This window comes from Campylobacter sp. RM10537, from assembly GCF_022369435.1.
Lineage (GTDB): Bacteria > Campylobacterota > Campylobacteria > Campylobacterales > Campylobacteraceae > Campylobacter_D > Campylobacter_D molothri.
In genome coordinates, this window is sequence record NZ_CP059597.1 from 553,551 (window position 1) to 569,205 (window position 15,655).

At 27.8% G+C, this 15,655-nt stretch carries 14 protein-coding genes; 12 read left to right on the plus strand and 2 right to left on the minus strand.

Going from position 1 to position 15,655, the window contains the following annotated elements; all coding sequences use genetic code 11:
* Positions 1-2 precede the first annotated feature (2 nt).
* From CMOL_RS02820 to CMOL_RS02865, 10 genes are all read left to right on the plus strand, one after another.
* Positions 3-827, plus strand: a complete 825-nt coding sequence (locus CMOL_RS02820) for a Jag N-terminal domain-containing protein (RefSeq protein ID WP_200279292.1) — start codon at positions 3-5, stop codon at positions 825-827.
* Complete coding sequence (gene mnmE, locus CMOL_RS02825; RefSeq protein ID WP_200279289.1) at positions 820-2,148, plus strand: tRNA uridine-5-carboxymethylaminomethyl(34) synthesis GTPase MnmE; 1,329 nt, start codon at positions 820-822, stop codon at positions 2,146-2,148. The genes CMOL_RS02820 and mnmE overlap by 8 nt, the downstream gene beginning before the upstream one ends.
* 14 nt (positions 2,149-2,162) lie before the next feature.
* Positions 2,163-4,349, plus strand: coding sequence for a phosphoribosylformylglycinamidine synthase subunit PurL (gene purL, locus CMOL_RS02830; RefSeq protein ID WP_239820620.1), 2,187 nt, complete (start codon positions 2,163-2,165; stop codon positions 4,347-4,349).
* On the plus strand, positions 4,346-5,116 hold the full coding sequence (locus tag CMOL_RS02835; RefSeq protein WP_200279283.1) for a DnaJ domain-containing protein: 771 nt from the start codon (positions 4,346-4,348) through the stop codon (positions 5,114-5,116). The genes purL and CMOL_RS02835 overlap by 4 nt, the downstream gene beginning before the upstream one ends.
* Positions 5,117-5,179: 63 nt before the next feature.
* Positions 5,180-6,712, plus strand: a complete 1,533-nt coding sequence (gene purH / locus CMOL_RS02840) for a bifunctional phosphoribosylaminoimidazolecarboxamide formyltransferase/IMP cyclohydrolase (protein WP_239820621.1) — start codon at positions 5,180-5,182, stop codon at positions 6,710-6,712.
* Positions 6,713-6,805: 93 nt separating this feature from the next.
* Complete coding sequence (locus CMOL_RS02845) at positions 6,806-8,398, plus strand: methyl-accepting chemotaxis protein (protein ID WP_239820622.1); 1,593 nt, start codon at positions 6,806-6,808, stop codon at positions 8,396-8,398.
* Positions 8,399-8,408: 10 nt separating this feature from the next.
* On the plus strand, positions 8,409-8,840 hold the full coding sequence (locus CMOL_RS02850; RefSeq protein ID WP_200279267.1) for an META domain-containing protein: 432 nt from the start codon (positions 8,409-8,411) through the stop codon (positions 8,838-8,840).
* A 79-nt stretch (positions 8,841-8,919) separates the two neighbouring features.
* Positions 8,920-9,897 carry an agmatine deiminase family protein gene (locus tag CMOL_RS02855; RefSeq protein ID WP_239820623.1) on the plus strand — a complete coding sequence of 326 codons (978 nt, stop codon included), beginning with the start codon at positions 8,920-8,922 and terminating at the stop codon, positions 9,895-9,897.
* Complete coding sequence (locus CMOL_RS02860) at positions 9,894-10,781, plus strand: cation diffusion facilitator family transporter (RefSeq protein WP_239820624.1); 888 nt, start codon at positions 9,894-9,896, stop codon at positions 10,779-10,781. Before CMOL_RS02855 ends, CMOL_RS02860 begins: the two co-directional genes overlap by 4 nt.
* Entirely contained in the window at positions 10,778-11,650 is an 873-nt protein-coding gene (locus CMOL_RS02865) for a carbon-nitrogen hydrolase (protein WP_239820625.1), read from the plus strand. Before CMOL_RS02860 ends, CMOL_RS02865 begins: the two co-directional genes overlap by 4 nt.
* Here CMOL_RS02865 and CMOL_RS02870 read toward each other — a convergent pair.
* Positions 11,640-12,977 (minus strand): SH3 domain-containing C40 family peptidase, encoded by a 1,338-nt coding sequence (locus CMOL_RS02870; protein ID WP_239820626.1) that lies wholly within the window; start codon positions 12,975-12,977, stop codon positions 11,640-11,642. The genes CMOL_RS02865 and CMOL_RS02870 overlap by 11 nt on opposite strands.
* A gap of 49 nt (positions 12,978-13,026) precedes the next feature.
* Here CMOL_RS02870 and CMOL_RS02875 point away from each other — a divergent pair, with 49 nt between their 5' ends.
* Together CMOL_RS02875 and CMOL_RS02880 are read left to right on the plus strand one after the other, a co-directional pair.
* The gene (locus tag CMOL_RS02875) at positions 13,027-14,364 is read left to right on the plus strand and encodes an ATP-dependent DNA helicase (RefSeq protein ID WP_239820627.1); all 1,338 of its coding nucleotides are present in this window, start codon (positions 13,027-13,029) and stop codon (positions 14,362-14,364) included.
* A gap of 9 nt (positions 14,365-14,373) precedes the next feature.
* Positions 14,374-15,114, plus strand: a complete 741-nt coding sequence (locus tag CMOL_RS02880) for a hypothetical protein (RefSeq protein ID WP_239820628.1) — start codon at positions 14,374-14,376, stop codon at positions 15,112-15,114.
* 4 nt (positions 15,115-15,118) lie between these two features.
* Here the strand turns inward: CMOL_RS02880 and lolA are convergent, their stop codons facing one another.
* Positions 15,119-15,628: a LolA-like outer membrane lipoprotein chaperone gene (gene lolA / locus CMOL_RS02885; RefSeq protein WP_239820629.1), complete on the minus strand. Its 510-nt coding sequence runs from the start codon at positions 15,626-15,628 to the stop codon at positions 15,119-15,121.
* Between the last annotated feature and the right edge of the window lie 27 nt (positions 15,629-15,655).

The window sequence follows — 15,655 nt, forward strand, 5'->3', positions numbered from 1 at the left end:
AAATGAGAGTCGAGGCTAAAGATCTTGAAGAGGCATTGATTGAAGCTTCTAAGAGTCTAGATTGCTCGGTTATTGATCTAGAATATACTATTGTACAACTTCCTAAAAAAGGTTTTTTAGGTTTTGGTTGTAGAAATATTATCATTGAAGTTGAGAATAAGAAAAAACAAGTTAAAAAACATTCAAAAAATAATTTTCAAATAAGTAAAATTCGAGAAAAAAATTCTTGCGAAAAAGTAGAAGAAAAAAAAGAAAATATCAAAAATGACAAAATAGAAAATGTAAAACCCAAAGAAAGTTATGTTGTTAAAGAAGATAAGATTTTTGATAGTTTTCATCGTGAAAGCAAAGATACTAGAAATATACAAAATATTTTAGATGAAATTAAGATTCAGCTTGAAAAATTACTTAATTCTACTTGTTTTGATATTTCTTTAAAAGAACTAAAAATGTATAACGAAGAAAGCGTTTTTATCCATTTAGATGGTGAAGATGCAGCTTTGCTTATTGGAAAAGAAGCTCATCGTTATAAAGCTATTTCTTATCTTTTACATAGTTGGATTAATACAAGATATAATCTCTTGGTGCGTCTTGAAATATCTCATTTTTTAGAGGATCAAATTCAAGGTATGCAAGGTTATCTTCAAAGCATTGTTGAAAAAATTAAAATTTATGGAAGTGGTCAAACAAAACCATTGGATGGTGTTTTAATTAAAATTGCTCTGGAAAGACTAAGAAGTGAATTTCCACATAAATATGTAGGTATTAAGCAAAATAACGATCAAAGATTTATAGTTATAAATGATTTTTTAAAAAAAGATGAATGATACTATAGTAGCTATTGCAACAGCACATGGAATAGGTTCCATTTCTATTATAAGATTAAGTGGTGTAAAATCTTTAGAAATCGCGTTAAAGATAAGCAAAAAAAAAGAATTAATTCCACGTTATGCTACTTTTACCAAGCTTTACAATCATAAAGATGAATTTTTAGATGAAGCTATACTTATATATTTTAAAGCTCCTTTTAGTTTCACAGGCGAAGATATAGTAGAATTTCAAATTCATGGCGGTTTTAGCGTAAGTGAAATTTTGCTTGATGAACTTGTGAATTTAGGAGCTAGATTGGCTCAAGCTGGAGAATTTAGCAAAAGAGCATGTTTAAATGGAAAAATGACTCCTTTAAAGGCTTTAAATATACAAGATTTAATTGTTTCAAAATCTGCTCTTGCAGCTAAGGTTATTGCAAGAAATATGCGAGGTGATCTAGGAGAGCTTTTAGATAAAATTCGCACAGACTTAGTTAAAACTTTAGCTTTTGTGGAAACAAGTATTGATTATGCTGATGATGATTTGCCACTCGATTTATTAGAACAGATTAGTCTTATGTGTCAAGATAATGCTAAAATTTTAAGAGAAATTTATACAATTTCTCAAAGCAAAAAAGGTCTCATAGAAGGTTTTAAAATAGCTATAGTGGGTAAACCTAATGTTGGAAAATCCTCTCTTTTAAATGCCTTACTTTCTTATAAAAGAGCTATAGTTTCAGATATAGCAGGAACAACGCGTGATACCATAGAGGAAAATTTTAAATTAGGTTCTTATTTGCTTCGTATTATTGATACAGCAGGCATTAGAGAAAGTAAAGATGAAATAGAACAAATAGGCGTAGAATTAAGTAAAAGAAGTTTAAAAGATGCAGATATTATTTTGGCTGTTTTTGATTCTTCCAAAGAAGAAGATAAAGAAGATCTAGAAATTTATAATTTATTACAAAATAGCGATAAAAAAATATTTTGGATTTTAAATAAAACTGATCTATATGAGGTTTTTGAAAATAGTAAAAATATAGATTTTATAAGGCTCAGTGCTCAAAATGATATTAATTTACTCAAAGAGGAATTGGAAAAATATCTTAATTCTTTTGATGCTGAAGATACCATAGTAAGTTCTTTAGAATTAATTAACTCTTGCAAAATTGCAAGTGAGGCTATACTAAGAGCAAAAGTTCTTTTGCAAGAAAACTCTTTAGAGCTTTTTGCATTTGAATTAAATTTAGCTATAGGTGAGCTTTCAAAATTTACTAAAGATTTTGAAAGAGATGAAATTTTAGATGCAATGTTTAGCAATTTTTGTTTAGGAAAATGAAAGGTAATAAGAATATGGATAAAGAAATCATAAAAGCACATAAAATTAGCGATGAGGAATATAAGCAAATTTTAGAAATTCTTGGAAGAGAACCTAATTTGCTTGAGTTAGGCGTTATTTCTGCTATGTGGAGTGAACATTGCTCTTACAAATCAAGTAAAAAATACCTTAATGGCTTTCCAACTAAAGCGCCTTGGGTGATCCAAGGACCTGGTGAAAATGCAGGAGTTATTGATATTGGAAAAGATATGGCAGCAGTTTTTAAGGTTGAAAGCCATAATCACCCTAGCTTTATTGAGCCTTTTGCAGGTGCAGCAACTGGAGTAGGTGGAATTTTACGTGATGTTTTTACTATGGGTGCAAGAGTTGTTGCTGGACTTAATTCTTTAAAATTTGGGAATATTCATGATGAAAAATATGGAAATCATCAAAAATATCTTGTAAAAGGTGTTGTAAGTGGAATTTCTCATTATGGAAACTGCATAGGGGTGCCGACTATAGGCGGAGAATGTTCTTTTGATGAATGTTTTAATGGAAATATATTAGTCAATGCATTTGCATTAGGAATTTGTAAAAAAGAAGATATTTTCTATGCTAAGGCTGAAGGTATAGGAAATCCCGTGATTTATGTAGGATCAAAAACTGGCAGAGATGGACTTGGCGGTGCTGTTATGGCTAGTGATAGCTTTAATGAACAAAATAAAAGTTTAAGGCCAACTGTGCAAATAGGGGATCCTTTTAGTGAAAAACTTTTAATGGAGGCATGTTTAGAGCTTTTTAAAAGTGATTTGATTATAGGAATTCAAGATATGGGAGCTGCTGGACTTACTTCTAGTTCTTTTGAAATGGCAGGAAGAAGTGGAAGTGGGATGAAGCTTTATTTAGAGAAAACTCCTATGCGTGAAAGCGGGATGACGCCGTATGAGTTAATGCTTAGTGAATCTCAGGAAAGAATGCTTATTTGTGCAAAAAAAGGTTGTGAAAATCAAGTTATAGAAATTTTTAAAAAATGGGATTTAGATGCTGTTGTAATTGGTGAAGTCACAGATACAGGAAATATGGAGCTTTTTTGGAATAATGAGCTCGTAGGAATGATACCTATTGAGCCTTTAAGCGAAAAAGCACCTATTTTAGATCGTCCAATAAGCAAACCAAAATATCTAGATAGCATTAAAGATTACCAATTTGAATTAAAAAATGATATACAAGATTTATTTATCCAGATGATAAAAAATGAAAATGTTAATGATAAAGCTTTTATTTATGATCAATTTGATTCAAGTGTGCAAACAAATACAATCAAAGCCGATGGAAAATTAGGTGCGAGTGTTATACGCGTAAAAGAAAATAATGCAGCTATAGCAATGGCTATAGAATGTAATTCTCGTTTAAATTATATTGATCCAAAAATTGGTGCAAGTGCTGCTGTAGCAAGCGCAGGAAGAAAGGTAGCTTGTGCAGGAGCTAAACCTTTAGCAATTAGCGATTGTTTAAACTATGGAAATCCACAAAATCCTGAAGTAATGTGGCAATTTGCACAGGGATGTGAAGGTATTAAAGAAGCTTGTAAAGAATTAAATACTCCTGTAGTTAGTGGTAATGTTTCTTTATATAATGAAACAGAAGGGGTAAGTATTTACCCAAGTCCTACTATTGTAAATGTAGGCGTTTTAGAAAATTCCAATCGCGTTTTAAAAGCAAGTTTTGATAAAGCTGGAATTAAAATTTATCTTCTAGGGGAAACTTTGGGAAATTTTGCTGGCTCATTGGTAATGAAAATTCAAGATAAAAAAGTAGCAGGAAATCTTAAAAATATAGATTATAAAGCAGAATTAATGCTTTGGAATTTTCTTTATAAGGCAAATCAAGAATTTTTACTTGAGTGTGCAAATAGTGTGGGTGTAGGCGGTATTGCTATAACTTTAGCAAAAATGTGTGCTATTTCCAAGAAAGGTATGATTTTAGAAAGTGCTTTTGATGATAAAAAAATGATTTTTGATGAAAGTTTTAGTCGTGCCATAGTAGGAGTTGATGAAAAATATGAAGAAAAATTTTTACAATTGATTCAAGAATTTAATATCAAAGCACAAAAGTTAGGTATAAGCACTGATGAGGATTGTTTTAAGCTTGATGAAATTAATTTAAGCAAAAAAGAACTCAATAATCTTTATTTTGAAAGTTTTAAAGAGCAAATCCAATGAGTTTAATTTTAATTATTTTAGTTATTTTGGTCTTTTATTGGTATTATAAAACTTGGGAAAAACAAGACTTTTTAAACTCAGCTACACGAGGTGTTAAAGGCTTTGCAAAAGGTTTTATGCGTGGAATAGCAGAAGAAAGAATGGATGAATTTAAAAGACGAATGAATTATTATGTGATTGCACTTTTGGCAAAAATTGCAAAAAGTGATGGTAAAATCAGTCAAGATGAAGCTGATATGATCACTCAAATTTTAGACGCAAATGCAAAAGATAGACAAGAAAGAGAGTTTTTAAAAGCAAGTTTTAATGAGCATAAGGAAAATTTAAATGATGCTTTTGAAGTAGCAAAAGACTTTTTAAAAGAGGTTCCTTTGCCAAAATCTGAACGTTTTAATGTATTTAGAGTGCTTGTTTTTATGGCTTTTATTGACGCAGAATTTAGCTATAAAAAGAAAGAAATTTTAAGTAAAATTGCACAAGCTTTCGATATAAGTCAAAATGAATTAGAAAATTTTATAAATAATTTTTCAAATTTAAATACTTCTAAGAAGCAAATAAGTTTAGATGAAGCTTTTGAAATTTTGGAATTACCAAAGAATGCTGATATTAATACTGTAAAAAAGCAATATCGAAAATTAGCAAAAAAATATCATCCTGATATTTTAAATGCAAATAATATTAGCGAAGAAGAAATTAAAAAAGGAGTGGAAAAATTTCAAAAAATCAACGAAGCTTATGAAAAAATCAAAAAGTATTTAGAAAAATAAAATGAAAAAAATATTTTCATTTTATTTCTATTTTTAATATTTATGGTTTAATGAAAGGAAAAAATGAGAGCATTGCTTAGTGTCAGCGATAAAGAAGGTATAGTAGAATTTGCTAAAGAGCTTGAAAATTTAGGTTTTGAACTTCTTTCCACTGGTGGAACTTATAAGACTTTAAAAGAAAATGGGATAAGAGTTGTGGAAGTGAGTGATTTTACAAAAAGTCCTGAGCTTTTTGAAGGACGAGTAAAAACTTTGCATCCTAAAATTCATGGCGGAATTTTGCATAAAAGAAATGATAAAAATCACGTTAAACAGGCTAAAGAAAATGAAATTTTAGGTATTGACTTAGTATGTGTGAATTTATATCCTTTTAAAAAAACTACTATTGTAAGTGATGATTTTGATGAAATTATAGAAAATATTGATATAGGTGGACCTGCTATGATCAGATCTGCTGCAAAAAATTATAAAGATGTAATGGTAATTTGCAATCCTCTTGATTATGAAGAAGTGATTGAGGTTCTAAAAACTGGAAAAAATGATGAAAAATTTCGTTTAAATTTAATGATAAAAGCTTATGAACATACAGCAAATTATGATTCTTATATTGCAAATTATATGAACGAGCGTTTTAATGGAGGTTTTGGATCAAGTAAATTTATAGTAGGGCAAAAGGTTTTTGATACTAAATATGGAGAAAATCCTCATCAAAAAGGTGCTTTATATGAGTTCGATTCTTTTTTTAGTATCAATTTTAAAGCCCTTAAAGGTGAGGCTAGTTTTAATAATCTTACCGATATTAACGCTGCTTTAAATTTGGCTAGTAGTTTTGGTAATGCTCCAGCAGTTACAATAGTAAAACATGGAAATCCTTGCGGTTTTGCAATCAAAGAAGACCTTTTGCAAAGTTATATCAGTGCTTTAAAATGTGATAGTGTTAGTGCTTATGGCGGAGTAGTTGCAATCAATGGAACACTTGATAAAAAATTAGCTGAAAAAATAAATGAAATTTATGTTGAAGTGATAATCGCTGCAAATGTAAGTAAAGAGGCTTTGGATATATTTGAGGGTAAAAAACGTATTAAGATTTTTACTCAAGAAAACCCTTATTTGGTGCGCAGTTTTGATGCGTATGATTTTAAACATATTGATGGTGGATTTGTGTATCAAAATAGTGATGAAATAGGTATTGATGAATTTAAAAATGCTAAACTTGTTTCTAAAAGAGAAGCAAGCAAAGAAGAACTTCAAGATTTAGAAATTGCTATGAAAATTGCTGCATTTACCAAGTCAAATAATGTCGTTTATGTTAAAAATGGAGCTATGGTAGCTATAGGTATGGGAATGACAAGTAGAATTGATGCGGCAAAAGCAGCTATTGCTAAGGCTAATGAAATGGGACTTGATTTAAAAGGATGTGTTTTAGCAAGTGAAGCTTTTTTTCCATTTAGGGATAGTATAGATGAGGCAAGTAAAGTTGGAGTTAAGGCTATAGTTGAGCCTGGTGGAAGTATAAGAGATGATGAAGTGATAAAGGCTGCAGATGAATATGATATGGCTCTTTATTTTACTGGAGTAAGACATTTTTTACATTAAAATTTTTATTAATAATTAAAAAAATATTTAATTTAATTTAAATAATTTTAAGTACAATGGTTTTTATGATATTTTTTATTGAAAGCAATTAAAATGTTTAAAACTATTGGATTTAAAGTTTCTTCGGCGGTTTTTGTTGTTTTATTGTTTAGCTTTGTGATTATGCAAATTATTGTTAGCTTTGATTTTAAAAATACGACTAATAAAATTAGCAAAGAAAATCTCAATATAGTTAGTAATTTAGCTTTTCAAACTATGAGAATGGCTATGAATTTAGGAGATCCAGATAAGATAAAAGAAGCAATTAATGATGCTAAAAGCATTAAAGGGATTAGTGATATAAAAATTTATCCATCAAAAGAGACGATAAAATTTTTTGATATTAAAAATCCTTTAGTTTCCAATGAAAATATTATCTTAGATCAATTTTCTAATCCTAGTTTAGTTTCTTTAGAGCAAAATATTAACGGAATAGATCATTTAAGACTTATTCGCCCCTTGGTTGCGAATAAAACATGTATATCCTGTCATGCAAATGCAAAAGAAGGCAGTGTAATAGGAGTTATGGATGTATATCATTCTTTAGAAAGTGTTGAGAAAGATATCTCAAAAACAAGTCAAACCTATATAGTGATTTTTACAATTGCTTTAATACTAACTTTAGCCGTTGTGCTTTTTATATTAAAGATTGTTGTAGGTCGTCCCATTTTAGAACTTTTAAATCATGCTAAAGAATTAGCCCAAGGCAGTGGAAATTTAAAAGCACGAATTCGTATCAAAGGACGCGATGAAATTGCAACTGCTTGTGGATATATAAACCAATTTATCGAAAAAACTCACAAAGCAGTAAGCGAAGCGAGTTTGAGTTCTAAGAATGTAGAACATCAAAGTATTCTTTTAAATTCAAATGCAACTTCTTTAAATGAGATTACAGAATTAAATCACAAAAAAGTAGATTCAAGTTTTCATCTTGGCAATAATATAGGCTCAGATTTGAGAGAATTAGCTAATTTATCAAGTGATGCAAATGCTGCTAATGATAAGTCTTATGAATTGCTAGAACAAATGCTTAAATCACTATTTTCAGTTGCACAGAAAGTTACAGATCTTGCTGAAAGTGAAAATAATTTAGCCAAAAAAATTTCAGACATGGTTAATCAAGCAAAAAATATACAAAAAGCTACCCAAATGATGAATGAAATTGCTGATAAAACAAATCTTTTATCTTTAAATGCTAGTATAGAATCTGCAAGAGCTGGAGTCTATGGAAAAGGATTTTCTGTAATTGCAGAAGATATAAGATTGCTTGCTAATAATAGTGAAGAATTTTTAAATAGCGTTGCAACCATTACAAAGGAATTGTTAATTAGTATAGAAAAAGTAGCTAATGAACTTAAAGATAATTCTCAAAAAATTTATTCTTTAAATGAAGATACTAATTTATTAGCTAATAGTGCAAATAAGGTTAAATTTTGCAATCAAGATGCAAAAAATCTTGTGCATCAATGTAGCCAAAAAATAAAAGTAAGTCAAGAAAATATACAAAATTTACTCATAAAAATGGAAGAAAATGTTGAAGCAAGTGAAAAAAATGAAGAAATTTCAAAAATTTTACTTCAGGTTGCTGACGAGTTAAAAATAGTATGTCATAATCTTGATAATGAATTAAAGCAATTTCAAATTTAAAGGATAAAAGATGAAAAAAACTTTACAAATGACTTTAGCGGCTGCTTGTTTTGCTGGTTGCGCAAGTACTTCTGTATCTTCTAGTGCAAACACTCAAAATAAATTAGCGCAAAATCAACAATTAAAAATAGAAAGAATTGTTGTTGATGGAAAAACATTTGATCCTAAAAATGCTGAAGAAATTCCAAATATTAGTTTTGATAAAGATAAATTCTATGGTTATTCAGGATGTAATCGCTTTTTTGGATCATATGTTAATAACGGTGATTCTATAAAAATTAACGGAGCTGGTGCTGCATCTACACAAATGCTTTGTCATCCAATGGATGTAATGAATTTTGAAAATTCTTTTCTTTCTAATTTCAATGGAACTTTTAAAATTTCAAATGAAAATGGAAAACTTATTTTAAATAACGGAAAAATGAAAATCTTTTTTAAATAATTTTTAGCCCTGTTTAAGGGCTACTTTCTTAAATTTATTTCAAAAATAATTAAATCTTTTAATTCAACAAAGGTATATAATGATAAAATCAATTCCAGAATGGAATGAGCAAGAGTATTTAATACTTGCTTTACCTCATGAAAAAACAGATTGGAAGCCTTATTTAGATGAAATTTTAAAAAGTTATCAAGAATTTATAAGAGTTGTGAGTCAATTTCAAAAAGTTTTATTGATTGCCCCAGAAGAAAAAAATTTTACTCTTTTTAAAAATATAAAGAATGTTGAATTTTTTAAATGTGATACAAATGATACATGGATACGAGATTTTGGAGCCATAGATATTTTAAAAAATGGTCGCTTGCAAGCTCTTGATTTTACTTTTAATGCTTGGGGAAATAAATTCCAAAGTGAATTAGATAATGCTGTAAATTCTAAACTTTTTAATATCAAATTTAAAGAAAAGCTTGAAAAAATTGATATGGTTTTAGAAGGCGGAAGTATCGATTTTAATGGCGATGGTACTATGCTTACGACAACAAATTGTCTTCTTAATACAAATAGAAATTCTCATTTAGGCAAATTTCAAATTGATAAAAAATTAAAAGAAATTTTTGGGTTAAAAAATATTATTTGGCTAGAAAATGGTTTTATAAAGGGAGATGATACTGATTCTCATGTGGATATTTTAGCTAGATTTATCAATAAAAATACAATAGCACATTGTGTTTGTGAAGATGAAAAAGATGAGCATTTTTTGCCTTTAAAAAAAATGCAAGAAGAACTTGAAAAAACAGGATTTAATTTATTACCATTACCTTTACCTAAGCCTTTTTTTTATGATAATCGTAGAATGGGTGCAACTTATGCAAATTTTGTTTTTGTTAACAATGCTCTAATTGTTCCATTATATAACGATGATAATGATAAGATCGTAATAAAAAGACTTTCTCAAGCTTTACCTGAACGAAAAATTATAGGTGTAGATGCTAGAGTATTTGTGCGCCAAAATGGCTCTTTACATTGTTCTTGTCAAAATCGTTTTAAGGGGTTAAGATGAGCTTGCAAAAAAAAGCTACTATAATTGCAAGTATGTGTGCTCTTAGTTTAGCTTGTATTAAATTTATAGTTGGTTTGATGAGTGGATCTGTTGCAGTGCTTTCAAGTGCAATTGATTCTTTAATGGATTTTGCAATTTCGGCATTTAATTTTTTGGCTTTAAAAAAAAGCACACAGAGGGCAAATGAAAATTATAATTTTGGCTTTTCTAAAATAGAAGCTTTAATGGGACTTCTTGAAGGAGGTTTTATTGTATGTGTAGGTATTTTTATTTTTTATGAAAGTATTTTGAAAATTTATTATAAAAAAGAAATTATAGACTTAAATTCAAGTATTTTTGTTATGATTTTTGCTATTATTATAACCTTTTTTCTAATTCTTTTTTTAAATTATGTAGCAAAAAAAACGAAAAGTCTAATTATAGAAAGTGATGCTTTGCATTATAGGAGCGATTTTTTAACCAATATTTGCACTTTAATCGCTTTAATACTTATTTATTTTACAGATTTATATATTATTGATGCTATTTTCGGGATAGTCATTAGTCTTTATACGGCTTTTTCTGCTTTTAAAATTATAAAAAAAGCTTTATCATTTTTAATGGATCAAGCTTTACCAAAAGAACAAGTTGATCAAATTTGTACTTTAATTTCTAAACATCCAGAGATTATTTCTTATCATGAGTTAAAAACAAGAAGAACGCCAAATTGTAATTATTTAAGTGTGCATTTGGTTTTTTGTCCTATAATTTCGCTTCTAAATGCGCATAAAATTTCAGATGAAATAGAAAATAACGTGCGTTTGATGTTTAAAGATGAAAAATGGGATATACAAATTCATTTAGATCCCTATGATGATCAAGAACAAGAAAGGCAAAGACAATGAAAATAGCTCTTGTGCAGCAAAAATTTCACTCTAGCAAAGAACAAACAGTAAAAAAAACTTGTGAATTTATAGAAGAAGCAGTAAAAAAAGGGGCAGAACTTGTATGTTTAGGCGAGCTTCATCAAAATGAATATTTTTGCCAAAGTGAAAATATTGCTTATTTTGATTATGCCAATAATTATGAAAAAGATATTGAATTTTGGTCAAATATAGCCAAAAAACATAATATAGTTTTATTAACTTCTTTATTTGAAAAACGTAGTGCCGGACTTTATCACAATACAGCTGTTGTTTTTGAGAAAAACGGCAATATAGCTGGAAAGTATCGAAAAATGCATATACCTGATGATCCTTGCTTTTATGAGAAATTTTATTTTACGCCTGGAGATTTAGGTTTTAAACCAATTCAAACTAGTGTAGGTAAGCTCGGAGTATTAATTTGCTGGGATCAATGGTATCCTGAAGCAGCAAGGTTAATGGTTTTGCAAGGGGCTGAAATTCTTATTTATCCTACAGCTATTGGATGGTTTGATAAAGACGAAGAAGAAGAAAAACAAAAACAACTTAATGCTTGGTTGGGTGTTCAAAAAGGGCATGCTATTGCTAATGGTTTATTTGTTGCTGCGATCAATCGTGTTGGCTTTGAAAAAGATTTAAGTGGAGTAGAAGATGGAATAAGATTTTGGGGAAATTCTTTTATTTTTGGTCCTCAAGGAGAAGAGCTTTGTTTATTAGATAATGAAAATGAGTGTGTTAAAGTTGTAGAAATTGATAAAACAAGAAGTGAAAATGTAAGACGTTGGTGGCCATTTTTAAGAGATAGGCGTATAGAATATTTTCATGATTTAAATAAAAGATTTATTGATTAGATAAATCTTTTATTTTTTCTAAAAAACTATTTATTTCATTAATTTCTTTTTGATTTAAATCAATAAAGCTTATTTCTTTTATTCTTGAAAGTAATAGATTTTTTTCAAGAATTTCTTTTTTTCCTATTTCTAATGAAGTAATTGCGCTTTCTCCTATAATAAGTCTTTGTGTTTTTCCTTTTCTAAGTCCCCATATATTATGTATTACTATATCATTATTGTCAATTTTTCCGGCGTAAAGCATAATATGTCCTGGAATATAAAGTAAGGTTGTATAAGCTTTTCCAAATTGATTTAAAAAATCTTTTTTTTGGGCATTATTTAGCATACTAATATTAAAATGATAAAAAGCATTTTTTTGTGCTCTTGAATTTCTTGGCAAATAAAGTCCAAAAGCTGAAAATATATCACGAGTAAATAAAGAACAATCTCTTTCTAGATTATATCCACCCCATCCATAAGGCAAACTAAGCATTTGGCTTAATTGGTTTTTTAAATTACTATCGTTTAATTTTAAAGGAAATTTGGCAACATCTTTTTTTAAAATTCTATATTTTTTAGAGCCAATTTTTCCATAAAAATATTTTTTATCTTGTTTATAGTATGGATAAATAGCACCAATTCTAGTTTCAAAGAAAAAATGATGATCTTCACTAAAGACCACTTCTTTTTCTTTTAATGGTGTGATAAAATGAAGTTTTTCATAAATTTTAGCTCTAGAGTTGGAAAATATTTCTAAATTTTTACTCTCTACAAAACCAATTCCAGTTTCACTTAATATAAAAGCATATCGTTTATCTTTTGTATAATGAGAGATTAAAACAGGTGTAGCGATATTTAAAATTGCGTCATTTGAGTAGTCAAATGGAAAGCCTTCATTTTCCAAAAAAGGATTTTTAAGTATTGCTTTTTGAGTAGGAATATTTTTAAGCAAGGTATTTTGGATGATTAAGGCCTTTTGATTTAATTGACCTATATTTTCTATATTAGCATTATCGATTTGTTTTTTAAACCAAGAGATTGGAATTTCTTGCTTATTAAAAAAATAATATTTATTTTTTGGATTTAGATAGATAGGAAAGGCCCAAAATAGATTTTGATTTTTATAATTTTTAAAAGAAGAGTGCCAAGGTTTAAAAAATATTTTTTTATAATTTTTAGCATTAAAATTAATGTATTGATTAAATTTGGGCAATATATTAACACTTTGTTTAAATTCCAATTTTGCATAATGTGAGTTTATTTTATCTTCTTTAGAATGATTTATGGGATTTTTAAACGAACAAGCTGTAAAAAATAATAGAAAAAAAACTAAAATATATCGCATAATCAACCTTTTACAAAAAAGTAGTTATAATTAAAGCTAAGGAAATATAATGCTTGATAAACTAGAAAAAATTTTAACCAATGATAATGTTTTTTTAAGTGGTGGTGCTGGAGTTGGAAAAAGTTTTTTGACTAATACTTTAATGAAATCTTACAGAAAAAGAGGTAAATTTGTAGTTGCTTTGGGATCTAGTGCGCTTTCTGCATTTAATATCGGTGGAGTTACCTTACATAGTTTTTTTTGTTTAGGTTATTGTGAAGATATGATAGCTTTAAGTGTTTTTGATCGCAAACAAAAGGAAAAAATCGCTAAACTAAATGAGAATTTAAAAAAAATTGATCTTATTATCATAGATGAAATTTCTATGGTAAGTGCTAATATTTTTGAAATGATAGGTTTTAGAATCAAAAATTCAAGATTTGATGGTAAAATCCTAGTTGTAGGGGATTTTTTTCAACTACCTCCAGTGATTAAAGAAAAAAAAGAGACGCTTTTTTTAAATTCTTATTATGCTTTTTCCTCTTTTTTTTGGAAAGAATTAAATTTTAAAAATGTTAAGCTTTCGCAACCTAAAAGAACTCAAAATTTAGAATTTTATAGAAATTTATCTTTAATAAGACAAGGTTTTTTAAATGAAAATATTATTAAACAATTTAAGCAAATGTGTATTGATACAAAGGAATTGGAAAAATTAGAGGATGATTATACTTTGCTTTGTGGGATTAATAAAAAAGCAAATGAAATCAATGAAAATAAACTCAATCGCCTAGAGACTCCTTTGGTAAATTTTAAGGCTAAAATTCAAAAAGAAAATAAAGAATTAGAAGATGATAGATTGCAAAATTGGATTAGGGGCTTAAATATCTTAGAAGAACTTAAAGTTAAAATTGGAGCTCGTATTATTTTTTGTATTAATAATTGGGATAAAAATTATTATAATGGAGAGCAAGGGGTTATTGAAGATATTATTTATGATGAGGATAAAATTTATATTAGCATTGTAAAAAATAATGGAATTAATATTATGCTTGAGCCTTATATTTTTTTTATGGAGGAAATTGAGCAAAATAATGGGGAATTGATTGTTAATACCTTAGCAAGTGTGAGTCAGTTTCCTATAAAATTAGCCTATGCCATTACCATACATAAGTCTCAAGGTATGAGTATTGAAAAATTAGTTTGCGATATAGATCATATTTTTGAAAATGGACAGCTTTATGTAGCATTATCGCGAGCGATTAACCCTAATACTTTAAAAATTTATTATACTAAAGGTATGAAATTTGAAAATTATTTTGAAAATATTTTAAAATTTGATTTTAGAGTGATTGAATTTTATAAAACTCATTTGTTTTTTGATTTAGAATTAGAAAATATAATCCATTAAGGAAAAATGATGAAAAAGATATTATTTTGTATTTTTTTATGTTTAAATTTAAATGCACAAAGCCTTGAAATATCAAAATTAAGAACAGATTTGTATTCTAAAAGTGGTGCTAATGTTTTAAAAAAGATTGAAATTTCTTTAGATTTTGAAGGAGAAAATTTAAAGGAAAATGAACTTAAGCTTATCGATTCTATCAATACTGTTATTTCTGGCTTTTTTTATGAAGATATATTTACTGAAATTGGCAAGGATAATTTTAAAAAAGTTTTGAAAAAATTTATAGAAAAAAAATATAAAATAAATATTAATGATATTTATATTTTATCTTTAAGCGGGGTTGAAAAGTTTGATTTAGAAGAGTTTAAAAGATTTTTAGAAAGCACAGAAGCTAAAAAAAATAATACGAGTGATGAAGTAAAAAAAGTTTTAGAAAATTTAAGTGTTCCTGAAGTTCCACAGATTAAAACTCCAAATAATATTAGCATTCCTAATATACCTGAAGCAAAACAAATAGGGCAGCTTTTTGGAAATAGCAATGAAGATAAAAAAGACGATGGTGAAATTAGTCCTGATTCTCTTAATATCCCCAAAATAAATCCTTTGGAACTTGAAGAAAAAATTAAACAAGATTTGATTAAAAATCCACCAAAAATTTTTCAAGAAAAAAATATAAGTAATAATATTTCCAAAGAAAATACAGATGTAGGTTTTGATCTGAAATTAGATAATAATTTAAGTCATGCTCAATAATTTCTTATTGAACAATATCATAATTTTTTGGAATTTTAAATTCAAAAATTTTAGGATTGATTTTTGGATTTTTGATTTGATTGCTTAAAGTTATTGTTACATCATTTTCAAATTCATCTTTATAGGAAATGGATTGAATTTTTTCTTGATCTAAGATAATAGTGTAATTAACTTTTTCATATTTTGCTAAAAGCTTGTTTTCTGATATTGGTTTGGCATTTTTAAAAATTTGTTTAAGGTTGGGTATATTTTCAAGTTTTGAAAAGATTGCTTGTTCTAAATCGTGTTCTATGATCACAACGCGATTTTTATCGATATAAATTTCTTTTTTATTAGGTGTAGTGTATTCCCAAAAGGCCTTATCTTTACTTATGATAAAATATCCACTATAGCGAAGTGTTGAATTTTTAGATTTGACAAGCTGAGTAAAATTACTCGAATAAGTGTTAAAATCAAGTTCAATAGCCCAAATTTTAACCATAGTAATTAAAAAAAATATAAAAATTTTTTTCATTATTTTCCTTAAAATTTTTTATTAATT